Origin of the sequence: Exiguobacterium sp. SH0S2, from assembly GCF_004337185.1 — a bacterium.
Lineage (GTDB): Bacteria > Bacillota > Bacilli > Exiguobacteriales > Exiguobacteriaceae > Exiguobacterium > Exiguobacterium aurantiacum_A.
Genome location: NZ_SJVB01000003.1, coordinates 211,126 through 237,135, shown reverse-complemented (window position 1 = coordinate 237,135; position 26,010 = coordinate 211,126). Strand labels below are relative to the sequence as shown.

Below are 26,010 nucleotides of genomic sequence, written 5' to 3'. Positions count from 1 at the left end.
AAAATTCAGAACAAGGGGATGATTTGATGCCAACATTTAAAGGGAATACAGTCACATTGCAAGGGAATCCAGTGAAAGTGGGAGATGCTGCACCCGATTTCACCGCCCTCACGACTGCACTCGAAGAAGTGTCGCTCGCGTCTTACCCAGGGAAGAAATTGATTAGTGTCGTCCCATCGATCGATACAGGACTATGCGACACGCAAACTCGTGCGTTCAATGAAAACGCGGCATCGCTCGGTGGAACGGTATTGACCGTCTCGAACGATTTACCGTTCGCCCAGCGACGCTGGTGTGCGGCGTCAGGTCTCGATAACGTCATCATGTTGTCAGATCACCGCGACCAGTCGTTCGCGCATTCGTACGGCGTGCTCATGGAAGAGCTTCGTTTGCTAGCCCGGTCAGTCTTCGTGATCGACTCGGAAGGAACTATCCAATACGTTCAGTATATGGATGAGATGACAGACGAAGTCGATTTTGACGCGGCGCTTGAAGCGTTCGACGCGGCAAACTGATTCACTTGGCGAAACGTGGACGAATAGCTTACACTATATTGTAGTTAACCAACCGGCTCTCGAAACGAGAGCCGGTTTTGTATGGAGGAGATGAACGACTATGGAACGATTTGAACAGTTGTACCGAGATTGGAAGAAAGAAACGAAAAAATTGGTGGCCGACCTCGATTTATTGCCGCTCGAAGCTTTGATCGAAGTGTTTGAACGAGTCGACGTTGAATCGGAGAAACCGGATGACGTGCGCAAGGCAGTGAGTCTGCTTGTGCTTGAAGAGACGACAACGCTTCCGCCGAACCATCAACCGACACCGGACGCAGTCAGCTTATTCATCGGATATTTGGCGACGAAGCTCGTCAAAGACGGAGCGAACGTGCTTGAACTCGGAAGCGGCACCGGGACTCTCGTCCACGCCATTTTATCGCAAGTGAAAGACGCGACCGCACAAGCCGTCGAAGTCGATGAACTGATGCTTCGTTTGTCATATGCGATCAGCAATTTGCTCAAAAAGCCGGTTTCTTACTTCCATCAAGACGCACTTGCACCGCTGTTCGTCGAGCCGAGTGACCTCACACTCGTCGATTTGCCGATCGGTTATTATCCGAACGACGAAGTGGCGAGCGGTTATGAGTTGAAGCGAGAAGAAGGTCATTCCTATTCTCACTTCTTGATGATCGAGCAGGCGATGCGGCATACGTTGCCGGGAGGCCATGGTGTCTTCGTCATCCCGAACAATTTGTTTGAACAGGATGATGAAGGGAAATTAAAACAGTGGATGGACCGAGAAGCGGTCGTGAAAGGTGTCCTCCAACTGCCGACGACGATGTTCAAAGATGAACGGTATGCGAAGAGTATCCTCATCTTACAGAAGCAAGGAGAGGGCGTCACACGCCCGAAACAAGCGCTCCTCGTCGAGTTGCCATCGTTCACTGATGTGCGCGCTGTTGCCAATATTGTGAAACAGATTGATGAATGGTTTAAAACAACATAATATTTATTGGGCAAAAGACTTGAAAAACATATGCCATATCAAGTATCTTCATTATGATACAGTTATCGGTTTTAAAGAGAACAGATAAAGAAACGTGTTTAAATCGAAAGGTAAGAGGTGTATGACATGACAAAAATTATGGCAGTCAACGCAGGTAGTTCGTCACTGAAGTTCCAACTTCTCGAGATGCCATCTGAGAACATGCTCGCGCTTGGTCTCGTCGAGCGCGTTGGAAAAGACGATGCGATCTTTACTATTAAATACGGCGAAGGGCAAAAGTTCAACGTCGTCACACCGCTTCACACACATAAAGAAGCGGTCGAGCTTGCGCTCGAAAAATTGATTGACCTTGGAATCATGGCTTCGTTCGATGAAATTTCGGGTGTCGGGCACCGTGTTCTTCACGGGAAAGAACTTTACGCGGATTCAGTCGTGATCGACGAGGAAGTGATGAAGAACATCGAATCGTTCGTCGAACTCGGACCGCTTCACATCCCACCTAACTTGACTGGGATTCGTGCGTTCCAAACGATTTTGCCGAACGTGCCGCAAGTCGCCGTGTTTGATACGGCTTTCCACCAATCGATGCCGGAAGAAAACTTCCTGTACAGCCTCCCGTACGAGTACTACACGGAACACGGTGTACGGAAATATGGTTTCCACGGGACGAGCCACAAATATGTCACGCAACGTGCTTCTGAGCTACTCGGTCGTCCGCTCGAAGATTTGCGCTTGATCTCATGCCATCTCGGCAGTGGGGCGTCAATCGCGGCGGTTGCCGGCGGTCGTTCAATCGATACGACGATGGGCTTCACGCCACTTGAAGGAATCACGATGGGAACGCGCTCAGGATCACTCGATCCGGCCCTAATCCCGTTCCTTATGCAAAAAACGGGCAAGTCGGCTGAAGACGTATTGAACGTCATGAACAAAGAATCAGGCGTTTACGGTCTCTCGGGTATTTCAAGTGACTTACGTGACATCGAACAAGCTGCAGCAGAAGGTAACCACCGGGCTGAAGTGTCACTTAAAATCTTCTCGAACCGGATTCACGGTTACATCGGTCAGTACGCTGCTGAGATGAACGGCGTCGATGCCATCATCTTCACGGCGGGTGTCGGTGAAAACTCTGACGTCATTCGTGAGCGTATCCTGCGTGGGCTTGAATTCATGGGCGTCTACTGGGATCCATCACTCAACAACGGAGCGCGCGGCAAAGAGTTGTTCATCAACTATCCGCATTCGCCGGTCAAAGTCATCATCATTCCGACGAATGAAGAATTGGTCATCGCCCGCGATACAGTTCGGATCGCAAACCTTTTAGAAACACACGCTTAATCCACACAATTTAACCTCTCTAGTCGCGCTGTTCATCCGAACAGCGCGACTTTTTTTAGTTCTTTTGTCATAGTTCATCCGGGAAAATTATGTCTAAAGGATTATCCGGGAGACGCGCACTGTAATAAAAAGAGTCGGAAAACGATACGTTTGTAACGTTTGAGTCATATTGAAACCAATAATTGGAATTTAATATGACACAAAAGGTCGTATATCTGTAAAGTTGTCATCCGTCGTTAAAATAGTCCGTTTTTGTAACACTCCTGTAATTTTAGTGTCATTCAAATGAATTTTAGTTGTAAACGCACGTCCGGTTGTTTCGTCATATAGTTATCTGGACGAAACATTACTCGTCTTGACGCATCGTGTTTATGTTTGAACGTAACAATCACCAAGAACTGACAACTATGAAAAACGACAAAACAAACCGACTAGGAAAGGACGAACCTCATGTTTAAAAAAATTGGAACGGTCTTATTACTGACGGTCATGACATTCGCCATGCTTTTACCGCAACAACCAGTAGAGGCGTCTTCTAAAATTTATGTAAAAAGCCAAGTGAACGGATTGAACGTTCGCTCAGCGGCTACGATTAATGGTAAGGTACTTGGAAAAATCAATAAAGGACAACAACTCCAGCGCACTGGTACAAAAGGGGCTTGGATTCGCGTCAACTATAAAGGCAAGGCCGGTTGGATCGCAACCAAATACTTACGCACCGTTAAACCGGTTGCGAAAGCGAGCGTGAAATCGTATACGATGAACGCTTCTGCCTACACACCATACTGCAAAGGGTGTTCAGGTAAGACGGCACTCGGATGGAACGTTCGTACACAAAAACATAACGTCGTCGCTGTCGACCCGCGCGTCATCCCGCTCGGTTCTAAAGTACAAGTGTATGTCGGTGGTAAGTTGATGGGTACGTACACGGCGGCTGATACAGGCGGCTCTATCAAAGGACATAAGATCGACATTCTCATGTACTCGCAAAGTGCGGCCATCAACTTCGGTCGCAAGACGGTCACGGTCAAAGTCTTATAAGCCAATAAGAAAGAGTCATCGCAAACGCGATGACTCTTTTTTAATGAAATTATTGACGAACGATCAAGACGTCGCACTTCGAGTACCGGACGATGCTCTCGGATACGCTACCGATAAAGAAGCGTTCGACCGCATTCAAGCCGGTCGCTCCACAGATGATAAGGTCAATTTCGTGATTCGGTGCGATTTTTTTCGCAATCGTCACTTTAGGCGAACCGTATTCGATGACCGTTTCGACTTCTTTGACACCACGTTCTTTGGCCCGATTGACATAGTCGTCGAGCAGTTCTTTCGCATAAGTTTCTGCACGTTCGGTAATCGTCCGATCGTATGCTTCGACCGTTGCGAACGTCCGTGTATCGATCACGTGACCGATATACAGTTTTCCGTCGTTTCGAAGTGCGACGTCGATTGCTGTTTCGAATGCGCGTTCCGCCTCTTTCGAGCCGTCGACGGCAGAAAGGATATGTTTGTAGACAATTGCCATGTAAATCCCAACCTTTCGCTTGAAATGTACGTGCGGCTTACATATATAGTATACCACTTCACTCGAAATTCACGCCCGCTTCTTTTGAGAATGTGTGAAATTTTCACAACTTTCTTACGGAACAGGTCGAAGTTTGGAAATCAATAGATGGAACGGGTAAGATGATACAGAGGAGGGATGACGATGAAACACGTAGTCATCACGGCTGGTGCGAAAGGGATCGGCCGGGTTGTAACGGAACGACTGTTGGAGGAAGGCTGGTATGTCAGCGTGCTTCAACGAAAACCGATTGATTGGGAGCACGAACGGCTACATATGATCGAGACACCGTTGACGGACCGAGAAGCGGTGACGGCCGGTTATGACGAGGCGGTGAGCAAGTTCGGTAAGCCGGACGCTTTGATTTTGAACGCGGGTCCATATATTTTCGAACGAAAATGTCTCGTTGATTTGACGGACGAGGAGTGGGAGGAAGTGATCACCGGGAACTTGTCCGCCTCGTTTTGGCTGATGCGTCGGGCGATTCCGGATATGCGGGCGAAACAGTTCGGTCGTATCATCACGTACGGCTTCCCTGAGAGTGCGACGGCACCGGGCTGGTTGCACCGGTCCGCCTTTGCTGCCGCGAAGACCGGTCTCGTCAGTTTGACGAAGACGGTCGCGCTCGAGGAAGCGGTGCACGGTATCACGGCGAACATGATCAATCCGGGTAACATCGTCGGTGCGCAGAAAGAGATGCGGATCGAATCCGCTGAACCGGATAATCAAACACCGGTCGGTCGGCATGGGACCGGCGAAGACATCGCGCGAATGATCATGTTCTTGCTCGCGCGGGACTCGGACATGGTCACCGGGGCGGTCATCGATGTGACCGGAGGCGTCAACGTCGTCCACCAATATCGAAAGTAAGGAGTGCTTCATATGAAGTTGGCCATTTTGACGGACATTCACGGGAACGTCCAAGCGTTAGACGCGGTATTGAACGAGTTGGACGGTCAAGGGATCGATGACATCTGGAGTCTCGGCGATATGATCGCGATGGGACCAGATTCGAACGAAGTGATGGCGCGACTCCTCGACCGAGGTGTCAAGATGATCACGGGAAACCACGATGAAGCCGTCCTCTCACTGCTCGCGGGAACGGGACATCCCGAAAGTTATGCCCATACGCGGCCTCATCACGAATGGGTCGCGCGAACGTTGCGCCCTGACTACGCCGATGCGCTTATGAAATTGCCTCGTACAATCGAGCAAACGATAGGCAGGAAGCATATATACGGCATTCATTACCACATCCCGACTGAAAAGCGTGAGGCATCGATCGTCGACGAGCCGTTTCATGACATCGTCGAAGCGACGCTTCCGAACATGCAACGCTTATTTGGTGATTACGCGGCGGACGTCGTTTGTTTCGGCCACCATCACCCGGTCCACGCGTTTCAAGATGAGCGCAAACGGTATTTCAATCCAGGGGCGCTCGGCGTCGCCAAAGACGATTTGGCCCGCTACGGGGTGCTGCAGTGGGATGAGGCGGGACTGCGTGTCAGTGCTAAGACGATCCCGTACGATAAACCGTCTTTCATGAACAAGATGGAGCGTGACGAAGTGCCACAGCGCGAAGTGATGTGGCGCCTGTTCTATTGAAAAAGAGGTTGAAGACATATGCCTTCAACCTCAAGTTGTTGACGAACGAGGTCGCTAAAAGCAATCTCATTCGTCTTTTATCATGTCCGAAGACCTTGAGGCGCTCTGCCCGACATGAAATTGAAGAAATGCTATGTAACGGTCGTTCTCGTCCGCGGTAGAACGTGAAACGGCCGCCCGAGAGCGACCGTTTGCTTTGCTCGTCCGATGGTACTAAGGCTCAGGGATTGCCTGCGGAAAGCGTGGGCACCGGAAGGACGAGCGAATTTGATTGTGTTAGTCAACCTCTTTTAAATTTCTTGTAACGTCTTCGGGAAGCTCGTCAACAAGATTGGTCCGCTTTCGGTCATCACGATGTCATCCTCGATGCGGACGCCGCCGACACCAGGGAGATAAATGCCTGGCTCGACCGTGAACGTCATGCCGACCTGGGCCGTCATATCGTTGTTGGCTGCCATCGATGGGAACTCGTGGACCTCGATGCCGATACCGTGACCGACGCGATGGGTGAAGTATTCCCCGTATCCGGCCGTCGTGATGACTTGGCGGGCGGCGATATCGATCGAGCCGAGCGTCGTCCCGACGTTCGCCATCTCGATGGCGGCTTCTTCGGCCCGGAGCACGGTCTCGTAGATTTCCCGTTGTTTTGTGCTCGCCTCACCGTAGACGACGGTGCGGGTGATGTCTGAACAGTAGCCTTGCCAGACGACACCGAGATCGAATAAGGCGAAGTCACCTTTTTTGAGTCGGTTGTTGCCAGGAACACCATGCGGATCGGCGCTATTTTCACCGAACAAGACGAGTGTGTCAAATGACATTTCACGGACACCTTGCCGTTTCATGGCGTATTCGATCTCGGCGATGACTTCAAGTTCGGTCACCCCTTCACGCAACGCGCGGATGCCGGCTTCGATTGCCATGTCGGCAAGTTCGGCCGCGCGTTTCATGACCCGGATCTCATCTGTCGACTTGATCATTCGGAGCGCTTGTAATTCTTCCGTCAAATCAATGATCGACAGTCCGGCAAATCCGGCACGCAGTTGTTCGACGCGGTTATATGGTAAATGCTCGCCTTCAATCCCGATTCGTTCCGGAATGATTTGTTGGTCGAGAAACAGTTTGACGACTTTGTCCCACGGATTTTCGTGGTCCATGTACGTCACGATCTCACCGTTCCAGTCGCTCGCTTCGACGATTCCTTTTTCAAGGGCCGGACAGACGAGCGCCGTTGTCCCGTTCTTCAGTACTAGGATAGCGATCAAACGTTCATGGGCCTCGGCGTATACTCCTGAAAAATAGAAGACGGACGCTTTTGACGTGACAAACGCGGCGTCTAGCCCTTTCGTGGCCAAAGATTGTGCAATGTGGTTGGTTCGTTGATTCAACTCGATTCCCTTCCTTCTTGTTCAGTGGCTTTCTCGTTCATTATAGCGTTTTCCAAAATGGAAAGGAAATGTTGCATTTTCAGTAGTACAGTTTGAACAAGGTTCACTGATACAGTATACTGAGGATGACAGAAAATGTATTGAGGAAAGGGACTCGTGACATGACAACAAAACATGAACAGATCATAGCACATATCGAGTCGCTCGATGTCGGGTCTAAAATCTCCGTTCGCCAAATCGCCAAAGAACTTGCGGTATCAGAGGGGACGGCTTATCGGGCCATCAAAGAAGCGGAGAACTTGGGGTTCGTGTCAACGATCGAACGGGTCGGCACGATCCGCATCAAGCGCAAACATAAAGAGAACATTGAAAAACTGACATTTGCCGAAGTCGTCAACATCGTTGATGGTCAAGTGCTCGGCGGACGCGACGGCCTGCATAAAACGCTATCTAAGTTCGTCATCGGGGCGATGAAGCTCGAAGCGATGATGCGATATATCGACGTCGACTCGCTCGTCATCATCGGGAACCGGGAGAAAGCGCATGAACTCGTCTTGCAATCAGGCGGGGCCGTACTGATCACCGGTGGATTCGATACGACCGACGAAGTGAAACGGATGGCGGATAAGTACAACATGCCCGTCATCTCGACTTCCTATGACAGCTTTACCGTGGCGACGATGATCAACCGCGCCATCTATGACCGTTTGATCAAAAAGGAAATTCTGCTCGTCTCGGATATCGTCATTCCGTTACACGATACGTTTTATTTAAAAGTGGACGATACGGTCAAACGTTGGCACGAACTCAATGAACGGACGAAGCACAATCGTTACCCGGTCATCGACGACCAGATGAAAGTCGTCGGCGTCATCACCGCCAAAGATCTCATCGATCGGCCACACGATACAGAAATCGAAAAAGTGATGACGAAAAGCCCGATCACGGCCGGCGTTCAGACAAGTGTCACGAATGCGGCCCACCAGATGGTATGGGAAGGGATCGAGATGTTGCCGGTCGTCGACAACTACGGTCGCCTGCTCGGCATCATCAGCCGTCAAGACGTCCTAAAGGCGCTTCAGCTCGCGAACCGGCAACCACAAGTCGGTGAGACGTTTGATAATATGATCACCAATCAGTTGAAAGAGGATCCGACTTCGAACGGGACGGCGTTCACGGTCGAAGTGGCACCTCAAATGACGAGCCACATGGGGACGGCGTCGTCCGGAGTCTTGACGACGCTTCTAGTCGAAGGGGCGACCCGGAGTTTGCGGCATATGAAAAAAGGCGACCTTGTCGTCGAGAATATCACGGTCTACTTCATGAAACCGATTCAAATCGAGAGCCAAATCCGCGTCTCGGCGAACGTGTTCGACCTCGGACGAAAGTTCGGGAAAGTCGACGTCGAGATGACACAAGGGACACAACTCGTCGCCAAAGCGCTCGTCACAGCGCAACTGATCGACCGGTAAAGAAAAACGAGCTGATGATGTCATCAGCTCGTTTTACATATTAAGATTGGTTGATTGGTTCTTCAGACGCCTTCGGGAAAATCTTGCGATAGCGAATGATCCCGACGATTGCGTTGCCAAGCCCGAGGACGAGCATGACGATGCTGACAATCCAGCCGATGGTCGAATTGAGGCCGAGGCCGCCGAGCATCTGGTTGATGGCGAACAGCGCCAAAAACAAGCTGAGCCAGATGAGCGCTTGCGTGTTGAACAACGCTTTTCGGTACGGCGTCTTCGTCAAGAAGGCCCGACGTTTATAGACCAAATACGCACCGAGTGAGAACAAGATGAGTCCGATCATGATTAATTGACTCAAGTGAGAAACCCCTTTCAAACGTATAATCTGTTATCATCATACCATAGAATGGACATCAAGAAAGCGAGGAACGACCATGGCACATTGGCCTGAAGCAACAACGATATTGAAGTTAATCGAGGCGGCGGACACGATTATGATCCATCGACACGTCCGTCCCGATCCGGATGCGCTCGGAAGTCAACTCGGCTTAAAGCGGATCATCGAGCGGGCTTACCCGGATAAACACGTTTACGTCGTCGGCGGGATTGCCCGCGACCTCGAATTTTTAGGGAAGATGCAACACGTGGAGCCGGAGATGTATGACGAGGCGCTCGTCCTCGTGCTTGATACAGCGAACCACGAACGAATCGATGGACCATACGCCTTGAAAGGGAAGACTGTCGTCAAGATCGACCACCATCCTGACGAAGACGAGTATGCGACACATCAGATCGTCGATACGACGGTCAGTTCGACGTCGGAGATTGTGGCCGAGCTCGCTCGGATATGGGGCTTGGCTATCGATGAGCAGTCGGCGTTCTTACTTTTCGCGGGCATCGTCGGTGATACGGGACGCTTCCAGTTCCGGAACGCGACGCCGCACACGTTTGAGATCGCTGCTGACTTGATCAGTTACGGCATCGACACGAACCGCTTGTACCGCCAAATGTATAAGACGAACTTGGCGACACTCCAACTGCAAGGTTACGTCCTGCAAAACGTTCAAGTGACAGAGGCGGGCGTCGGATATGTCAAAATCGACGCCGACGTGCTCCGGACGTTTCATGCGACGCCAGAAGCGGCGTCGTTGCTCGTCAACAGCTTCTCTGGACTGGAGGGGTTGAAATGTTGGGTCATGTTCGTCGAGAACAAAGATGAGATTCGTGTCCGTATCCGCTCGAAAGGCCCGGTCATCAATGAAGTCGCCAAACGTTACCGTGGCGGCGGGCATCCGATGGCAGCCGGTGCGACAATTGACACGTGGGAAGAAATGGACGATGTGATTGCCGCACTAGAAGAAGTGGCCGCACCGTTCGAATTTGAAAATGAAGAGAGCTGACCGCGGTCAGCTCTCTTCATTTTGTATCGTCGTCTTGTGGAATGAACCACGTGCCGCGATCGGTGACGTCTTCGACGACGTCAAGTTGGTACTCGGTAATGTATTTGCGCAGCCGTTCGATAATTTCAGGACTGTCGGCAAATACGGTCTGTCCGTTCTGTAAAAGTTCTAACTTGTCGCGCGCGATTTTACCCCGATTAATAATCATACGCTTTTACCCCCTTTTATCATTCGTTTTGTCTATAATTATTGTATCAGAGAAGCATCGAGATGAGTTTGACAATTAAGAAAAAAGAGAGGGGGGCGCTTGTGCTCCATTTAAATGTAAGATCAGCGTTTAGCTTGATGCATAGCACGATTCGCTTAGAGCAATATGTCGCCTCGATGGCGGAGCGGGGGAGTAAGTCGGTCGCGGTCGCAGATGACGCGTTTTATGGCGTTCCTCAATTTGTGAGACTATGCGAACGCTATGCTGTCAAGCCGGTCATCGGTCTACGGACGAGCCTTCATGTCGATGGGCTCGAGTTGGCCGTGCTCGTGTATGCGATGACCGACCTAGATATTCCAAAGCTGTATCGCATCGTCGAGGCAGGCGGATTGACCGAACCGACGGATTTATCGGTCGTCATCTTACCTGAGAATTGGAAAACGAGTGACCCGGTCCACCGACGTCGTTTGTTTAACCGTATACTCGGCTTTGTGGCAGAAGAACGGTTATGGCTCGGGTTGCCTGCTCCGCAGACGACCGAACAGACGCTCATCGTCAAACAGCTTCGGGGGATGCGCGAAGAACTCGGTGTTCGTTTAGTGCCGACGCCAGAGACATGCTATATGCGACCAGAAGATTTTGAAGCGTATCGTGCCATCGTCGCAATCGGGGAAGGCGAGGTCATCTCCCAAGAGGACGTTCATCAAAAAGGCAAGTATGTGCGGCTTCCGAGCGAGATGAACGACTGGTTCGAACCCTTGGAGCTCGAGGAACTCGCGCGATTCGAACAACTTACGTCGGTAACGCAGATTCCGGCCGCGACTGCCGCGATCCCGGAACTGCCTGATGCCGTCGATCGACTCAAACGTCTCGTCGCGGAGCGATTGAAAGCACTTGATTTGCTCACCGACACGTATATCGAGCGGGCCCGGTACGAGCTTGACGTCATCGCCGGTACGGGGTTCGCCTCATACTTTTTGATTGTCGAGGACATCGTTCGCTTCGCCAGGGAGCAGGGCATCGAAGTCGGTCCAGGTCGTGGTTCAGCGGCCGGGTCGCTCGTCAGTTTCGCGCTTCATATTACAGAAGTCGATCCTGTTCGCTTCGATTTGCTGTTTGAACGTTTCTTGAACCCGGAACGGATCAGTATGCCAGATATTGATTTAGACTTCGAAGACGAACGGAGAGACGAGGTCGTCCAGTACGTGCTTGACAAGTATGGGCTGCATCACGCCGCTCAAATCGGTACGTTAGCGACGTTCGGTGCGAAGGCGGCGCTGCGTGACGTGGCCCGCGCTCTCGGGATGACGCTTGAAGAAGGCCAGGCTGCCAGTAAACAAGTCAAGGACGACGGGATCGCGGGCATTACGAACAATCCGACTAAAATGAAGTGGTTTGCCGGAAGTCAAAAACGGTCGCACCTGTTGACGATCGCGTCTCAATTGGAAGGGTTGCCGAGGCAAGCGTCGATCCATGCGGCCGGGATCGTCTTGAGCCGAGATCCGCTTGACACGGTAACGCCGCTGCAACCGACGGACGGGGGCCAAGTGACACAATATAATATGAAGGATCTCGAGGCGCTAGGACTGCTAAAAATCGATTTGCTCGGTCTCCGGAACTTGACACGATTGCGCGAGATGGAGATGTTGATTCGTGACACCGATTCACTATTCTCGCTGAAATCGATCCCGCTCGATGACAATCGGACGTTACGTGTTCTCGCACGAGGCGATACAGACGGCGTCTTTCAGTTTGAGTCGGACGGGATGAAGCAGGCGCTGCGGCAAGTGAAACCGACCGAGTTTGAAGATATCGTCGTCACGATGTCGCTTTATCGCCCTGGACCGATGCAGTTCATCGAGACGTATGCCAAACGCAAGCACGGGATGCCGTACAAGCCGGTCCATCCGATCGTTGGCGAAGTGATGGAGACGACTAAAGGCGTGCTCGTCTACCAAGAACAAGTCATGAAGTTATTGCGCGAACTCGCCGGATATTCATACGCCGAGGCCGATTTGATTCGTCGAGCCATCGCTAAAAAGGATATGGCCGCCATCGAGGTCGAGAAAACCCGTTTTTTGGAGAAGACGGCGGAGTACGACACGGATTCGATGCGACAAGTGTTCTCATGGATTGAAAAATTCGCGGGCTACGGGTTCAACCGGTCGCACGCCGTCGCCTATAGTTTGATCAGTTATCGATTGGCGTATGTGAAAGCACACTTTGAACGCATTTTTTATCTCGTGACGTACGATAAGACGAATCAACTCGTACGTATGCTAAGGAAAGGGAAAATCCCCGTCTATCCTCCTGACGTCTTGCACGGGAAAGCGGGAGCGTCTCTAGAAGGTCCGGGAGTCCGTCTCGGCCTCAAGGCGATTCAAGGATTGACGAAGCGGGACGTAGAACGATTGGTTGAGCATCACGATCAGTTCACCGATGTGAAACGACTCGGGGAGCTGATGGACTGGGGAACGAAAGATCAGTTGAAATTGCGCCGTCTGCTCGGTTCCGGGGCGTTAGACCGCATGTACCACGGAGAGCGGAGCCGGGCTTTCCGGGCCGTGGAACGCTTGCGGGAAGAGGCGGGGACACATCTGCTCCCGGATGAACTGTCGGCCCTCGGTTTGAAACGGACCGAGACGCCGGAACCGAATTGGTCGGAAGAAGAACGCGAGGCGCTCGGGACGTGGATCGTCCACTCACCTTTGACAACGGTGGCACCCCTTCAAGTGGACACGGCCACGATCGAGGAAGTGTTGCGCGGCGACAGAGGATTCATCGTCGTCTACGTCGATGCGATCCGGACGTTCAAGACGAAGAAAAACGAGGAGATGGGTGTTGCCATGGTCGATGACGGGGTCTCGCAAGATGAGGTCGTCATCTTCCCACGCGTGTTCGCAAACTATGCACGCTCGCTCTATGTCGGGAACGTCCTGTTGCTCGAGGTTCATCCAAACGAGCGGGACGGGCGGAATCAACTCGTCGTGGAGCGGGTGCGGCCATTAAATGGTCAAGCGTTGTTCGTCCGGCTTCGCCGTGAATCGTTCGCCGAGCTCGAAGAACTCCTTCATACAGCAAGTGGGGACGTCCCGGTGATTTGTCGCTTCTCCGACTCAAAAGAGGTGAAGCAATTGGCGTCTGCTTACTCGGTCAATCCAACGGAATCCTTCATGACCGCTTTGAAGAGCCGGTTCGGGGAAGCGGACGTCGTCTTGAAGCGGGTCGATTCAAAAACGTCCGGCGCGGGAACTAGTACCAAGTCATAAAAAGTGGTATAATCTGTTTGATTGGTCTGACCACTTTAAAGAGAATGCCATCCGAAAAGGAGTTGAACGGTCAGATGCATGGAAAATACGCATCCTCATTTCACGAAAACATTTCTAAAATTAGATCGTTGATCGTTCAGGCATCGCTCGCGCCGGGCGACCGTCTTCCATCCGAACGTGAACTGGCCGAGACGCTTTCAATCAGCCGCGCTTCGGTCCGAGAGGCGCTTCGGGCCCTCAGCTTTCTTGGGATCGTGGAGACGCGTCACGGGGGCGGGACGTTTTTGTGCGAGCAAGATCGGCACCGCTACATCGAGATCTTGTCTGAGTTTATCGTCACGAAACAGACGAAAGCGTCCGACATCGTCGACATGTTGCGGTTGCTTGAGCGCCTTGCGTTCTCTGAAGTCGAGCCGACACCGGAGCGGGTCAAGCTGCTCGAAGCGAACTTAGCGAATGATCGCGAGTTCCGTCAACAGCTGATTCTAGGCCTAGACAACGAGCTCTTCATTCGAATTTGGAGTGAAGTGAACCGATTTTATGACGGGACGGACGCAGGTGAACTGTATACGATCGAAGAACGAACACAATTATTGGAGATGTGGCGCAAGGTGAGGATGCCGGAATGAACGAGGGGGAAGCGATGACTGCTTTTTTCAAGAAACCAAAACGATACATGCCGTTGCGTCAACGAGAACCGAAAATTGACGCACCACAAGGATTGATGACGAAATGTCCATCCTGTAAATATATGCATTACACGAAACAATTGAACGAACACCATAAAGTGTGCGATTGTGGCTACCATTTCCCGCTCAGTGCAGATGAGCGGATTCGATTGCTCACTGATGAGAACTCATTCGTGAAATTTGCTGGACCGCGCGTGAAAGAAAATCCGCTCGGTTTTCCAGATTATGAAGAAAAATTAAAAAAAGACAGGGAACGAACTGGGATTGAAGAGGCGATTGTCTGCGGCCGGGGAATGATCTCTGGCCGTCACGCCGTCATCTGTGTCATGGACGCGCGCTTCCGGATGGGGTCAATGGGAGCTTACGTCGGGGAAGCGATCGCTTCAGCCGTCCGGACTGCGACTGCGGAACGATTACCTGTCGTGTTGTTCACCGCTTCAGGCGGTGCGCGCATGCAAGAAGGGATGGTCAGCCTCATGCAGATGGCGAATACGTCCATCGCGCTCAAGCAACATGACGAGGCCGGATTGCTGTATATCGCCTACTTGACCCATCCGACGACAGGTGGCGTCTCGGCTAGTTTTGCCATGCTCGGTGACTTGAACGTCGCCGAACCGGGTGCGTTGATCGGCTTCGCCGGACGGCGGATCATCGAACAGACGATTCGTGAAAAATTACCAGACAACTTCCAAACTGCTGAGTTCTTGCTAGAGGCTGGTCAACTCGATGCCGTCGTTCATCGTGAACAGATGCGTTCGTTCTTAAAGAACATCATCGATTTACATGACGGGGGGGCACATCATGTTTGACTCAACGAAAGAATTGAACGAACAACTCGTGAAGTTGCGCGAGATGGCGGAAACGAAAGGGATCGACCTATCCCGGGAGATCCGCCATCTCGAGACGAAGCTCCACCGATTAGAAAAAGACAATTATGGGAATATGAAACCGTGGGATCGCGTGCAATTGGCACGGAACCCGAAACGGCCGACGACGCTCGACTATATCGATCAGCTGTTCCCAGATTTTATTGAACTGCATGGCGACCGACATGGATATGATGATGCGGCGATCGTCGCGGGGATTGCCACGCTCGACGGTGTCCCGGTGACAATCATCGGCCATCAACGCGGCCGCAATACGAAAGAGAACATGTTGCGAAACTTTGGCATGCCTCATCCGGAAGGGTATCGCAAAGCGTTACGGTTCATGAAGCAGGCCGAGAAGTTCAACCGGCCGGTCATCACGTTCATTGACACGAAAGGTGCTTACCCGGGTAAGGCGGCCGAAGAACGCGGACAAAGCGAGGCAATCGCACGCAACTTGTTTGAGATGGCGACGTTGAAAGTCCCGATCGTTTCTGTCGTCATCGGCGAGGGCGGTTCTGGAGGAGCGCTCGGCATCGGTGTCTGCGACCGGCTGCTCATGCTCGAGAACAGCACGTACTCGGTCATCTCGCCAGAAGGTGCGGCAGCACTGCTTTGGAAAGACGCTAAGCTGGCGGAACGGGCCGCTGAAACGATGAAGATTACAGCACAAGATTTGCTCGATTTAGGGATTGTCGATGAGATTGTGACGGAAGTGTTTGGCGGAGCCCACATCGATGTGTCACTACAGTCTTCGCTCTTGAAGCCTGTATTAACACAGCATGTCAGTGAGTTGGTGAAACGCTCGCGCGATGAGTTGCTGCAAGGGCGCGCTGCCAAATATCATCAAATTGGCACATTTGGCTCGTGAAAACGGTAACAACCGCTTGAGGTTCACGTTAAACCACTCACGAAATGACTGCTTCCGACGGTACCCCATGCATTTTTTTCACATACTTGTGTTGTAAAACAAAGGTCAGACATGGTATTTTTATTTCAGATTTCGTTAAAACACATAAGAGGTGAGTGACGTGAATTTAAGACGAATTGCGGTATTGACAAGTGGGGGAGACGCCCCTGGAATGAACGCTGCAGTCCGTGCAGTGACCCGAAAAGCAATTTTTGAAGGTCTAGAAGTGTACGGTGTGTATAACGGCTATCAAGGTTTGATTGAAGGCGATCTCGTTGAATTGAACCTAGGTTCAGTCGGCGATATCATTCAACGCGGAGGAACGTTCTTACGTTCTGCCCGTTGCCCAGAGTTTAGAACTGAAGAAGGCCGGGCGAAAGCGGTCAAACAGTTGAAGAAATTCAACATCGATGCGCTTGTTGTCGTAGGCGGAGACGGTTCTTACCGTGGAGCTCAGAAGTTGACGGAGCTTGGTTTCCCGACAATCGGGCTGCCTGGTACGATCGACAATGATATTCCGGGAACGGACGCGACGATCGGATTTGACACAGCGCTCAACACAGCGCTCGATGCGATCGACAAGATTCGTGACACGGCTTCTTCACATGAACGTACGTATGTCATTGAAGTGATGGGTCGCGACGCGGGTGACATCGCTCTTTACGCCGGTCTTGCCGGTGGAGCGGAGTCGATTCTCGTCCCAGAACGTCCTGAAGACTTGAGTGCGATTGTGGAGCGGATCAACCATGGTGTTGCCCGCGGCAAGAAACATTCGATTGTCGTCGTTGCTGAAGGAGCTGGCAGTGCCGAAGAGATTGGTAAACTCATTGCTGAGCAGACAAACTCGGAAACACGTGTCACGATCCTTGGACATATCCAACGTGGTGGTTCACCAACTGCCGCCGACCGCGTGCTTGCTAGCCGGATGGGCGCTTACGCCGTTGAAATCCTGTTAGAAGGCAAAGCTGGACGGGTCGTTGGAATCCGTGGCGGTAAAATGATGGACCTCGATATCGACGAGGCGCTCGACCATAACAAGCATACGCTTGACATGAAGTTGATCGACCTGTCGAACCAACTTTCGATTTAACGAGTGACAGTGAACTCCACAGAGACGGGATCAGGTCAATCGACCCCCCGTTTTCTGTGTGTAAATGTAATACATCCCCTAGGAGGTTTTTATTTATGCGTAGAACGAAAATTGTATGTACGATCGGACCAGCTTCAGAGAAGCTTCTCCCAGAAATGATTGAAGCTGGAATGAACGTGGCTCGTCTTAACTTCTCACACGGTGACTACGAAGAGCACGGAGCACGTATCCGCGACATCCGTGAAGCATCACGCGTCGCAGGCAAAATCGTGACTGTCCTTCTCGATACGAAAGGTCCTGAAATTCGGACGCATACGTTCGCAGACGGAAAGGCACTCCTTGAAAAAGGGAAAGAAGTGACAATCGTCTCAACAGAAGAAATCGTCGGAACGAAAGACCGTTTCTCGGTCACGTACGAAGGATTGTTCGATGACGTCGAAGTCGGTTCTAGCATCATGCTCGATGACGGACTCATCGGTCTCCGTGTCGTCGAAAAACTTCCGAACCGCGATCTTCGTTGCATCATCGAAAACGAAGGCGTCATCAAGACGAAGAAAGGTGTAAACTTGCCGAACGTCAAGGTTAACCTTCCTGCCTTAACAGACAAAGATATCGCGGACATCGAGTTCGGTATCTCGCAAGATATCGACGTGATCGCGGCTTCATTCGTACGTCGTGCGTCTGACGTCGTCGCCATTCGTCAACTTCTCGAGAAGCACGATGCGTCGCACATCAAGATTTACCCGAAAATTGAAAACCAAGAAGGTGTCGATAACATCGACGAAATCTTGTCTATCTCTGACGGTTTGATGGTTGCGCGTGGTGACCTCGGTATCGAGATCCCGACTGAAGAAGTCACACCAGTACAAAAAGAATTGATCAAGAAGTGTAACGACCTCGGTAAGCCGGTCATCACAGCGACACAAATGCTTGACTCGATGCAACGCAACCCGCGCCCGACACGTGCGGAAGCGTCTGACGTTGCCAACGCCATCCTCGATGGTACGGATGCGGTCATGCTCTCAGGTGAGACGGCTGCAGGGGACTACCCAATCGAGTCAGTTCAAATGCAAGCAGCGATCGCTGTTCGTACAGAGCGTATGCTCGACTACAAAAACTTGCTCAAAGATCGTCAAAAACGCAGTGAGCATACGGTAACGGATGCGATCTCACAAGCGGTTGCCCATACGGCAATCAACTTGAACGCGAAAGCGATCTTGACACCAACACAATCAGGTTACACGGCTGCCCGTACAGCGAAATATCGTCCGGAAGCAAACATCATCGCGGTGACTGAATCAGAGCGCGTCGCTCGTCAGTTGAACCTCGTTTGGGGCGTATACCCGATCGTTGCTGACACGATGCCGAACAACACGGATGAGATGTTGGTTCAAGCATCTGAAGCAGCTCGTCACGCTGGACTCGTCACAGACGGCGACCTCGTCGTCATCTCAGCAGGTATTCCGGCAGCGACTTCTGGTACGACGAACATGATGAAAATTCACATCGTCGGACACGCTCTTGCAAACGGACGCGGCATCGGTGAGCGCGGCCTCGTCGGAGAAGTCGTCGTTGCGAACAACGCGGACGAAGCGAACGCTAAAGCAAAAGACGGCATGATCCTCGTCGCACCGTTCACTGATAAAGAAATGATGCCAGCGATCGAAAAAGCAGCCGGCATCATCACAGAAGACGGTGGATTGACGAGCCATGCCGGCATCGTCGGACCATCGCTCCGTAAACCGGTCATCGTCGGTGTTGAATCTGCAACGTCTACGTTCCGTGACGGACAGATGATCTCGATCGACCCACTTACTGGAAAAATTTATAACGCGTAATCGAATGACAATCGAACCGACCTTCTCATGAGGTCGGTTCTTTTTCCATTCAGAAAGAGGGATGAATCATGGGTGCTTATTTATTTCTGCTATTACTCGTCTTGATCGGCGTGATTTCCCATAATCAATCGGTCATAATCGCGAGCAGTGTACTCTTAATCATTAAAGCAATCGGCTTCGGTGACCAGCTGTTCCCGACGCTCGCCGCAAAAGGGATCCATTGGGGTGTGACGATCATCACGATCGCCGTCCTCGTCCCGATCGCGACCGGAGACATAGGTTTTAGAGAATTGTGGAATAGTATTAAAGGACCGGTCGGCATCATTGCCTTTTCGTCCGGTATCTTCGTCGCCCTTGCCGCCGCCCAGGGCGTGCAACTGATGCGTGTCGACCCGGTCGTGACGACGGCCTTGCTCGCAGGCACCATTCTTGCGGTCGGATTCATGAAAGGCGTTCCGGTCGGTCCGCTCGTTGGTGCCGGGATTGCCGCGCTCATTTTAGGGGGATATAACCTTATCGAGAAGTGGGTTTGACATTTTTTTACGACTGGATACGCTTACATTTCTTTTTTTCAGTAAATTGTTTATACTAGACGGAGGACAGGGTGGCGCGAACTCGATACGTGCTGGGGAGATTTATCGAACCCCCACCCTTATTCCCTGCAAACAGACTGTATGATGCGGTCGACTACTTTCAAAGACTGAGGGGGAGTTATTAATGTCAACAACTAAAGGGTTAGAAGGAATTGTGGCGGCAGCCTCAAAAGTCAGTTCGATCATTGATGGACAATTGACTTATGGAGGATACACAATCGATGACTTGGCAGACCATGCCACGTTCGAAGAAGTCGTCTTTCTATTATGGAACGACCGCCTTCCGAAGGCAGATGAATTAACGAAACTCTCAGAAGCGCTCGTTCAAGAAGCGAAGTTGCCAGAAGACGTCCTCGCGACACTCGAGCGGGCACCAAAGTCTGCGAACGCGATGGCCACGATTCGTACGGCACTCTCTCAACTCGCGTTGTACGATGAAGAGGCTGAAGACATGAGCGAAGAGGCAAACATGCGTAAAGCGATTCGTCTTCAAGCACAAATCGCGACGATCGTGACTGCTTTCGCGCGGTTACGGAAAGGTAAGCAACCGATTGCGCCGAAGCAAGGCTTGTCGTATGCAGCCAATTTCTTATATATGTTGAACGGGGAAGAGCCGAATGAAGTCGCCGAGACGACGATCGACAAGGCGCTCATTCTTCACGCCGACCATGAGTTGAACGCTTCGACGTTCACAGCCCGTGTCTGCGTAGCGACGCTCTCAGATATGTATTCTGGTGTGACGGCAGCGATGGGCGCACTCAAAGGTCCACTTCACGGTGGCGCCAACGAGGCGGTCATGAAGATGCTTCACGAAATCGGTTCGGTCGACAAAGTCGAAGACTACGTGCGCGGCAAGTTCGAACGCCGTGAGAAGATCATGGGCTTCGGTCACCGTGTTTATAAGGACGGTGATCCGCGTGCGAAACACTTGAAAGAGATGAGTCGCCAACTGACGGCTCAAATCAATGAGCCACATTGGTACGAGATGTCTGAGAAGATCGATCACCTCGTCGAGACTGAAAAAGGGCTCAAACCGAACGTCGACTTCTACTCGGCTTCGACGTACTATGCGCTCGGCCTTGACGAAGAGCTGTTCACGCCGATCTTCGCGGTCTCGCGGATGTCAGGCTGGATCGCACACATCCTCGAGCAATACGCCGACAACCGTCTCATTCGTCCGCGTGCCGAGTACGTAGGCGAAACGAATCGTTCATACGTACCGGTAAACGAGCGTTAATTGACGCATCGTTCGAAGATTACGTCACAATTTAGACATAAACTTTGGTAAACTAACAGATGACGTAGGTCGGCGCTCGCGTCGGCCTACATAAATGTACTTAGGGGGATTCATATGTCAACACAAGGTCAAAAGATTACAGTAGAAAACGGTGCACTCAACGTACCAAACGTACCAACGATTCCATTCATCATCGGAGATGGAACAGGCCCAGACATCTGGAACGCTTCAGTCCGCGTCTTTGATGCAGCTGTCGAGAAAGCATACGGCGGCGAGAAGAAGATCGAATGGAAAGAAGTGTTCGCTGGCGAGAAGGCGTTCAACCAAACGGGTGAGTGGCTTCCTAACGAGACGCTCGACGAGATCCGTGAATATTTGATTGCCATCAAAGGACCGCTCACGACACCGGTCGGCGGCGGAATCCGTTCACTCAACGTTGCGCTCCGTCAAGAACTTGACTTGTACACGTGCTTGCGTCCTGTCCGTTACTTCACTGGCGTCCCGTCACCGGTCAAACGTCCTGAAGACACAGACATGGTCATCTTCCGTGAGAACACAGAAGATATTTATGCAGGGATCGAATACGCTTCAGGCAGCGACGAAGTGAAGAAGTTGATCACGTTCTTGAAAGAAGAGATGAACGTCAACAAGATCCGTTTCCCAGAAACATCGGGTATCGGCATCAAGCCGATCTCGTCAGAAGGAACAAAACGTCTCGTTCGGGCATCTCTCGAATACGCGATCGCGAACAACCGTAAATCGCTCACGCTCGTCCATAAAGGTAACATCATGAAGTTCACAGAAGGCGCCTTCAAAAACTGGGGGTATGAACTCGCAGAAGAAGAGTACGGCGACAAAGTGTTCACATGGGCCCAGTATGACCGCATCAAAGAAGAGTCAGGCGAAGCTGCTGCGAACGAAGCGCAATCGAAAGCGGAAGCGGAAGGCAAAATCATCGTGAAAGATTCAATCGCTGATATCTTCCTCCAACAAATCTTGACTCGTCCGCGTGAGTTCGACGTCGTCGCGACAATGAACTTGAACGGTGACTACATCTCGGACGCGCTCGCTGCTCAAGTCGGCGGAATCGGGATCGCACCAGGTGCGAACATCAACTACGTGACAGGACATGCCATCTTCGAAGCGACACACGGTACGGCACCGAAGTATGCCGGTCTTGACAAAGTCAACCCGTCATCTGTCATCTTGTCAGGTGAGATGATGCTCCGTCACATGAACTGGAACGAAGCGGCTGACCTCATCGTTCGTTCGATGGAGAATACAATCGCATCGAAAGTCGTCACATACGACTTTGCCCGTCTCATGGACGGCGCGACAGAAGTGAAATGTTCAGAGTTTGCGGATGAACTGATCAAAAACATGTAAGTAGCACTCAAGTTTGGACTAAACCAAGGGGGAGAGCACAATGATTCGTCGCAACAAGATTTCTGTTATCGGTAGCGGATTCACGGGGGCCACGACGGCACTATACTTGGCTCAAAAAGAGTTAGGAGACGTCGTCCTTCTCGACATGCCAGAGTTTGAGAACCCGACGAAAGGAAAAGCGCTCGATATGCAAGAAACGGCGCCGATTCAAGGATTTGATTCATTGATCACCGGGACCTCGGATTACGCCGACACGGCTGATTCGGACATCGTCGTCATCACGGCTGGTATCGCCCGCAAGCCGGGCATGAGCCGGGACGACCTCGTCACGACGAACGCTAGCGTCATGCGGTCGGTCACGAAAGAGATTGTCAAGTATTCACCTGACGCGATCTTGATCGTCTTGACGAACCCGGTCGATGCGATGACGTATACGGTGTTCAAAGAGTCGGGCTTCCCGAAAGAGCGCGTCATCGGCCAGTCCGGTGTGCTCGACACGGCGCGGTTCCGGACGTTCGTCGCTTCGGAGTTGAACGTCTCTGTGAAAGACGTGTCCGGGTTCGTCCTCGGCGGTCACGGCGACGACATGGTGCCGCTCATCCGCTATTCGTATGCAGGAGGCATCCCGCTCGAGAAGTTGTTGCCGAGTGAACGCATCGACGCGATCGTCGCGAGAACGCGTAAAGGTGGCGGTGAGATCGTCCAACTCCTTGGCAACGGTTCGGCGTACTACGCGCCGGCCGCGGCCATCGTCGAGATGGTGGAAGCGATTTTAAAAGATCAACGCCGCATTTTACCGGCCATCACGTATCTTGATGGAGAGTATGGCTTCCGTGACCTCTATCTTGGCGTGCCGACGGTTCTCGGTGCGAACGGGATCGAGCGTGTGCTCGAACTTGACCTGACGGACGAAGAACAAGCCGCGCTCAAGCGCTCGGCTGACTCGGTCCGTTCCGTCTTGAACGTCCTAACTTGAAAGCAAGTCTAGTCTGCGTCGCAGGCTAGACTTTTTTTGTTGGATTCGTTTTTCTTCCAAGCGTGCTAAACTGGAGATAGACAGTGGATTTGTTTTGTTTTTGTAAAGAATTGCTTTGAAGTTGGTCGCGAGTGGGATTGATTTGTAAAATAGGTAGTGTAAACGACTGAACAGATAGATTCGAGGAGGAACTAGTGTGGCCGATAAAGTAATTGTTGTTGATGACGAAGTATCGATTGCGACGTTATTAAAATTTAATTTAGAACAAGCCGGATTTGAGGTCGAGACGGCCCATGATGGAAAAGCGGGGCTTGAATTAGCCGAGAAACAAGACGCGGTGTTGATCATCCTCGACTTGATGTTGCCGGAAATGGACGGGCTTGAAGTATGTAAACGGCTGCGCCAACAAAAAGTGAACACGCCGATCTTAATGTTGACGGCGAAAGACGACGAGTTCGATAAAGTGCTCGGTCTCGAACTTGGCGCTGACGACTATTTGACGAAACCGTTCAGCCCGCGCGAAGTCGTGGCCCGGGTCAAAGCGATTTTGCGCCGGTCAGGTCCACAGGAAACGCCGACGGTCGACGCCGACGTCATCGAGATCGGAGACGTCAAAATCATCGCTTCGAACTATGAGGTTTTCAAAAAAGGCGAACGTCTCGAATTGACGCCGAAAGAGTTTGAACTGCTGGCTTATCTCGCCAAAAACAAAGGCCGTGTGTTGACGCGTGATCAACTGCTGTCAGCCATTTGGAACTATGATTTTGTCGGTGATACGCGTATCGTCGACGTTCATATTAGTCATTTGCGTGAAAAAATTGAGCCGGTGACGAAGAAACCGACGTACATCAAGACGATCCGAGGTCTCGGTTATAAGATGGAAGAACCGATGCCCGAATGAAGACGTATCGCTCGCGTTTTTTGACGACACTCATCCTGCTCGTGACGGGCGTGTTGCTGACACTCGGGATCGTGCTCGGTCAACTGTTCAAAGATTTCTATTTGGACTCGGAGCGCGACCGGTTGAAAGAAGACGCCCAACTCGCCGCCTTGTATTTGGACGGGGGTGAGCTTGAGGAGATTCGTGACTACGTTCGACAAATCGATGATGAGAGCAGTTTCGACATCTTGCTGTTGAACCGAAGGATGGAAGTGATTGCCGGCACGCCGTTCCGCGTCGGAGCGTTCGAATACCGGATTGACGCCGACACGATTCCGGTTAACGGTGCGTTTGGCAACGCGACACGCGACGATTTGATCCAGTTCACGAAACCGATTGAACTGTCGACCGGTGAAACGGTCTACCTTAGCTTCATCCGCTATATTTCTGACTTAGAAGGTGTCTACAACCGGATTTGGCTGACGGTCGCGCTCGCATTGTTCTTCTCATTCTTCCTCATTCTATTCGTCCTCCACAATCTGACGAACCAGTTCATCCGGCCAATCGATGAGGCGACGATCGTGTTACGCGAACTCGCCGACGGGAATTACCGGGCCCGTGTGTATGAACTACGCAACGATGAAGAGACGGGAAGTCTGGCCGGGTCGATTAACGTCCTCGCCCGTAACTTAGAGACGATCTCGCTCGGGGAGTCGGTGCAGCGGGCAAGGCTCGAGTCACTGATCGAGTATATGGGAGCCGGTCTGTTGCTCGTCGATGAACGCGGTATCGTCACGCTCGTCAACCGGTCGTACCGGGATATGTTCCAATACGACGATTTGATGATCGGCCAGTTTTACCATGGCATTTTACCGAGTCCGGACGTCGAGACGTTGATCGAGGACGTCTATTTGACAGAAGAGCCGCACCGTCGCCAGCTATCGATTCGAATCGGGTTCAACCAAAAGACGTATATGGTGTCAGCTGCCCCGATCTTTAGCGATACCGGCATGCTGCGCGGGACGACTCTATTGTTTAACGACATCTCCGAACTGAAACGGCTTGAGAAAATGCGGAAAGATTTCGTTGCGAACGTGAGCCATGAATTGAAGACGCCGCTCACTTCGATCAGAGGCTTCAGTGAGACGTTACTCGACGGGGCGAAAGAAGTGCCCGAGTTGCGCGATCAATTTTTGGATATCATCCAAAAAGAAGCGACTCGCATGCAAATGCTCGTCGAGGACTTGCTCGAACTGTCACGGCTCGAGCAGGAGAATTTCCATTTAGAGTTCACGCCTGTCCAACTCAATCAGCTCGTCGAAGAGGTGTGTCTCGTCTTAAGCCAGAAGGCGGAGCAAAAATCAATCCATCTTGAAGCGCATCACGACGGCGACGTCGTCTTGCAAGCGGACTTGAATCGGATCAAGCAAGTCATCTTGAACCTTGTCGCGAACGCGATCAACTATTCGCCAGAAGGCAGCCAGGTCGAGATTACGGTCGAGAAGCGGGAGACGACGGCGCGCTTGATCGTCAAAGACGACGGGATCGGCATCGCTCCAAAAGAAGTGAGCCGTATATTCGAACGGTTTTACCGGGTCGACAAGGCCCGGAGTCGAAATTCTGGAGGGACCGGCCTTGGCCTCGCCATCGTCAAGCACATCGTCGATCTTCATCATGCGACGATCCATGTCGACAGTGATGAAGGCGTTGGGACGACGTTCACAATCGAATTCCCGCTCGCTTAACAAGGAATTTATATCGCGTTCACACGAACTTTACAAACAGATGCTACTCTATTGAT

Annotated in this window: 24 protein-coding genes; 20 read left to right on the top strand and 4 right to left on the bottom strand. The window is 51.7% G+C overall.

Features of this window, described 5'->3' with window-relative positions; all coding sequences use genetic code 11:
* Positions 1-26 precede the first annotated feature (26 nt).
* The 4 genes from tpx (at position 27) to EVJ21_RS15570 (ending at position 3,882) form a co-directional block, all read left to right on the top strand.
* Entirely contained in the window at positions 27-515 is a 489-nt protein-coding gene (tpx, locus tag EVJ21_RS09865; protein ID WP_071397833.1) for a thiol peroxidase, read from the top strand.
* A gap of 100 nt (positions 516-615) precedes the next feature.
* Entirely contained in the window at positions 616-1,503 is an 888-nt protein-coding gene (locus EVJ21_RS09860) for a class I SAM-dependent methyltransferase (protein WP_071397832.1), read from the top strand.
* 126 nt (positions 1,504-1,629) lie between these two features.
* Entirely contained in the window at positions 1,630-2,841 is a 1,212-nt protein-coding gene (locus tag EVJ21_RS09855; RefSeq protein ID WP_070329492.1) for an acetate kinase, read from the top strand.
* A gap of 450 nt (positions 2,842-3,291) precedes the next feature.
* Positions 3,292-3,882, top strand: a complete 591-nt coding sequence (locus EVJ21_RS15570; protein WP_131463844.1) for a 3D domain-containing protein — start codon at positions 3,292-3,294, stop codon at positions 3,880-3,882.
* 49 nt (positions 3,883-3,931) lie between these two features.
* On the opposite strand, the gene EVJ21_RS09845 is transcribed toward EVJ21_RS15570, so the two are convergent.
* Positions 3,932-4,369 carry a universal stress protein gene (locus EVJ21_RS09845; RefSeq protein ID WP_016508455.1) on the bottom strand — a complete coding sequence of 146 codons (438 nt, stop codon included), beginning with the start codon at positions 4,367-4,369 and terminating at the stop codon, positions 3,932-3,934.
* Positions 4,370-4,552: 183 nt separating this feature from the next.
* Here EVJ21_RS09845 and EVJ21_RS09840 point away from each other — a divergent pair, with 183 nt between their 5' ends.
* Complete coding sequence (locus EVJ21_RS09840) at positions 4,553-5,278, top strand: SDR family oxidoreductase (RefSeq protein WP_070329494.1); 726 nt, start codon at positions 4,553-4,555, stop codon at positions 5,276-5,278.
* Positions 5,279-5,290: 12 nt separating this feature from the next.
* A complete protein-coding gene (locus EVJ21_RS09835) occupies positions 5,291-6,013 on the top strand; it encodes a metallophosphoesterase family protein (RefSeq protein WP_131490406.1) in 723 nt (240 codons plus the stop codon).
* Between the two features lie 290 nt (positions 6,014-6,303).
* On the opposite strand, the gene EVJ21_RS09830 is transcribed toward EVJ21_RS09835, so the two are convergent.
* Complete coding sequence (locus tag EVJ21_RS09830) at positions 6,304-7,398, bottom strand: M24 family metallopeptidase (protein WP_071397827.1); 1,095 nt, start codon at positions 7,396-7,398, stop codon at positions 6,304-6,306.
* A gap of 161 nt (positions 7,399-7,559) precedes the next feature.
* Between EVJ21_RS09830 and EVJ21_RS09825 the strand changes: the two genes are divergently transcribed.
* Positions 7,560-8,870, top strand: coding sequence for a DRTGG domain-containing protein (locus EVJ21_RS09825; protein ID WP_070329497.1), 1,311 nt, complete (start codon positions 7,560-7,562; stop codon positions 8,868-8,870).
* A gap of 40 nt (positions 8,871-8,910) precedes the next feature.
* On the opposite strand, the gene EVJ21_RS09820 is transcribed toward EVJ21_RS09825, so the two are convergent.
* On the bottom strand, positions 8,911-9,225 hold the full coding sequence (locus EVJ21_RS09820) for a YtpI family protein (RefSeq protein ID WP_236633359.1): 315 nt from the start codon (positions 9,223-9,225) through the stop codon (positions 8,911-8,913).
* Between the two features lie 76 nt (positions 9,226-9,301).
* Here EVJ21_RS09820 and EVJ21_RS09815 point away from each other — a divergent pair, with 76 nt between their 5' ends.
* Complete coding sequence (locus tag EVJ21_RS09815) at positions 9,302-10,267, top strand: DHH family phosphoesterase (RefSeq protein WP_070326931.1); 966 nt, start codon at positions 9,302-9,304, stop codon at positions 10,265-10,267.
* A gap of 16 nt (positions 10,268-10,283) precedes the next feature.
* Here the strand turns inward: EVJ21_RS09815 and EVJ21_RS09810 are convergent, their stop codons facing one another.
* Complete coding sequence (locus tag EVJ21_RS09810; RefSeq protein ID WP_016508471.1) at positions 10,284-10,475, bottom strand: YtzJ family protein; 192 nt, start codon at positions 10,473-10,475, stop codon at positions 10,284-10,286.
* 101 nt (positions 10,476-10,576) lie between these two features.
* Between EVJ21_RS09810 and dnaE the strand changes: the two genes are divergently transcribed.
* From dnaE to pnpS, 12 genes are all read left to right on the top strand, one after another.
* Complete coding sequence (gene dnaE / locus EVJ21_RS09805; protein ID WP_236633360.1) at positions 10,577-13,744, top strand: DNA polymerase III subunit alpha; 3,168 nt, start codon at positions 10,577-10,579, stop codon at positions 13,742-13,744.
* A 74-nt stretch (positions 13,745-13,818) separates the two neighbouring features.
* The gene (locus EVJ21_RS09800) at positions 13,819-14,373 is read left to right on the top strand and encodes a FadR/GntR family transcriptional regulator (RefSeq protein ID WP_070326933.1); all 555 of its coding nucleotides are present in this window, start codon (positions 13,819-13,821) and stop codon (positions 14,371-14,373) included.
* Between the two features lie 14 nt (positions 14,374-14,387).
* Positions 14,388-15,242, top strand: coding sequence for an acetyl-CoA carboxylase, carboxyltransferase subunit beta (gene accD, locus EVJ21_RS09795; protein WP_070327893.1), 855 nt, complete (start codon positions 14,388-14,390; stop codon positions 15,240-15,242).
* The gene (accA, locus tag EVJ21_RS09790) at positions 15,235-16,170 is read left to right on the top strand and encodes an acetyl-CoA carboxylase carboxyl transferase subunit alpha (protein WP_131443027.1); all 936 of its coding nucleotides are present in this window, start codon (positions 15,235-15,237) and stop codon (positions 16,168-16,170) included. Before accD ends, accA begins: the two co-directional genes overlap by 8 nt.
* 160 nt (positions 16,171-16,330) lie before the next feature.
* Positions 16,331-17,299: a 6-phosphofructokinase gene (pfkA, locus tag EVJ21_RS09785; RefSeq protein WP_083273929.1), complete on the top strand. Its 969-nt coding sequence runs from the start codon at positions 16,331-16,333 to the stop codon at positions 17,297-17,299.
* A 95-nt stretch (positions 17,300-17,394) separates the two neighbouring features.
* Positions 17,395-19,137: a pyruvate kinase gene (gene pyk / locus EVJ21_RS09780; protein ID WP_070326936.1), complete on the top strand. Its 1,743-nt coding sequence runs from the start codon at positions 17,395-17,397 to the stop codon at positions 19,135-19,137.
* 68 nt (positions 19,138-19,205) lie between these two features.
* Positions 19,206-19,670 carry a DUF441 domain-containing protein gene (locus tag EVJ21_RS09775; RefSeq protein ID WP_016508479.1) on the top strand — a complete coding sequence of 155 codons (465 nt, stop codon included), beginning with the start codon at positions 19,206-19,208 and terminating at the stop codon, positions 19,668-19,670.
* Positions 19,671-19,854: 184 nt separating this feature from the next.
* Positions 19,855-20,967: a citrate synthase gene (gene citZ / locus EVJ21_RS09770; protein WP_131490404.1), complete on the top strand. Its 1,113-nt coding sequence runs from the start codon at positions 19,855-19,857 to the stop codon at positions 20,965-20,967.
* A 114-nt stretch (positions 20,968-21,081) separates the two neighbouring features.
* Positions 21,082-22,353 (top strand): NADP-dependent isocitrate dehydrogenase, encoded by a 1,272-nt coding sequence (icd, locus tag EVJ21_RS09765; RefSeq protein ID WP_131490403.1) that lies wholly within the window; start codon positions 21,082-21,084, stop codon positions 22,351-22,353.
* A 40-nt stretch (positions 22,354-22,393) separates the two neighbouring features.
* Entirely contained in the window at positions 22,394-23,329 is a 936-nt protein-coding gene (gene mdh, locus EVJ21_RS09760; protein WP_070326939.1) for a malate dehydrogenase, read from the top strand.
* A 196-nt stretch (positions 23,330-23,525) separates the two neighbouring features.
* On the top strand, positions 23,526-24,230 hold the full coding sequence (locus tag EVJ21_RS09755) for a response regulator transcription factor (protein ID WP_071397818.1): 705 nt from the start codon (positions 23,526-23,528) through the stop codon (positions 24,228-24,230).
* Positions 24,227-25,954, top strand: a complete 1,728-nt coding sequence (pnpS, locus tag EVJ21_RS09750) for a two-component system histidine kinase PnpS (RefSeq protein ID WP_131490402.1) — start codon at positions 24,227-24,229, stop codon at positions 25,952-25,954. The genes EVJ21_RS09755 and pnpS overlap by 4 nt, the downstream gene beginning before the upstream one ends.
* The last annotated feature ends 56 nt before the right edge of the window (positions 25,955-26,010 follow it).

Coding starts and splice junctions, on each gene's coding strand:
- tpx (WP_071397833.1), top strand. CDS start 27: ATGCCAACATTTAAAGGGAATACAGTCACATTGCAAGGGAATCCAGTG.
- EVJ21_RS09860 (WP_071397832.1), top strand. CDS start 616: ATGGAACGATTTGAACAGTTGTACCGAGATTGGAAGAAAGAAACGAAA.
- EVJ21_RS09855 (WP_070329492.1), top strand. CDS start 1,630: ATGACAAAAATTATGGCAGTCAACGCAGGTAGTTCGTCACTGAAGTTC.
- EVJ21_RS15570 (WP_131463844.1), top strand. CDS start 3,292: ATGTTTAAAAAAATTGGAACGGTCTTATTACTGACGGTCATGACATTC.
- EVJ21_RS09845 (WP_016508455.1), bottom strand. CDS start 4,369: ATGGCAATTGTCTACAAACATATCCTTTCTGCCGTCGACGGCTCGAAA.
- EVJ21_RS09840 (WP_070329494.1), top strand. CDS start 4,553: ATGAAACACGTAGTCATCACGGCTGGTGCGAAAGGGATCGGCCGGGTT.
- EVJ21_RS09835 (WP_131490406.1), top strand. CDS start 5,291: ATGAAGTTGGCCATTTTGACGGACATTCACGGGAACGTCCAAGCGTTA.
- EVJ21_RS09825 (WP_070329497.1), top strand. CDS start 7,560: ATGACAACAAAACATGAACAGATCATAGCACATATCGAGTCGCTCGAT.
- EVJ21_RS09815 (WP_070326931.1), top strand. CDS start 9,302: ATGGCACATTGGCCTGAAGCAACAACGATATTGAAGTTAATCGAGGCG.
- EVJ21_RS09810 (WP_016508471.1), bottom strand. CDS start 10,475: ATGATTATTAATCGGGGTAAAATCGCGCGCGACAAGTTAGAACTTTTA.
- EVJ21_RS09800 (WP_070326933.1), top strand. CDS start 13,819: ATGCATGGAAAATACGCATCCTCATTTCACGAAAACATTTCTAAAATT.
- accD (WP_070327893.1), top strand. CDS start 14,388: ATGACTGCTTTTTTCAAGAAACCAAAACGATACATGCCGTTGCGTCAA.
- accA (WP_131443027.1), top strand. CDS start 15,235: ATGTTTGACTCAACGAAAGAATTGAACGAACAACTCGTGAAGTTGCGC.
- pyk (WP_070326936.1), top strand. CDS start 17,395: ATGCGTAGAACGAAAATTGTATGTACGATCGGACCAGCTTCAGAGAAG.
- EVJ21_RS09775 (WP_016508479.1), top strand. CDS start 19,206: ATGGGTGCTTATTTATTTCTGCTATTACTCGTCTTGATCGGCGTGATT.
- citZ (WP_131490404.1), top strand. CDS start 19,855: ATGTCAACAACTAAAGGGTTAGAAGGAATTGTGGCGGCAGCCTCAAAA.
- icd (WP_131490403.1), top strand. CDS start 21,082: ATGTCAACACAAGGTCAAAAGATTACAGTAGAAAACGGTGCACTCAAC.
- mdh (WP_070326939.1), top strand. CDS start 22,394: ATGATTCGTCGCAACAAGATTTCTGTTATCGGTAGCGGATTCACGGGG.
- pnpS (WP_131490402.1), top strand. CDS start 24,227: ATGAAGACGTATCGCTCGCGTTTTTTGACGACACTCATCCTGCTCGTG.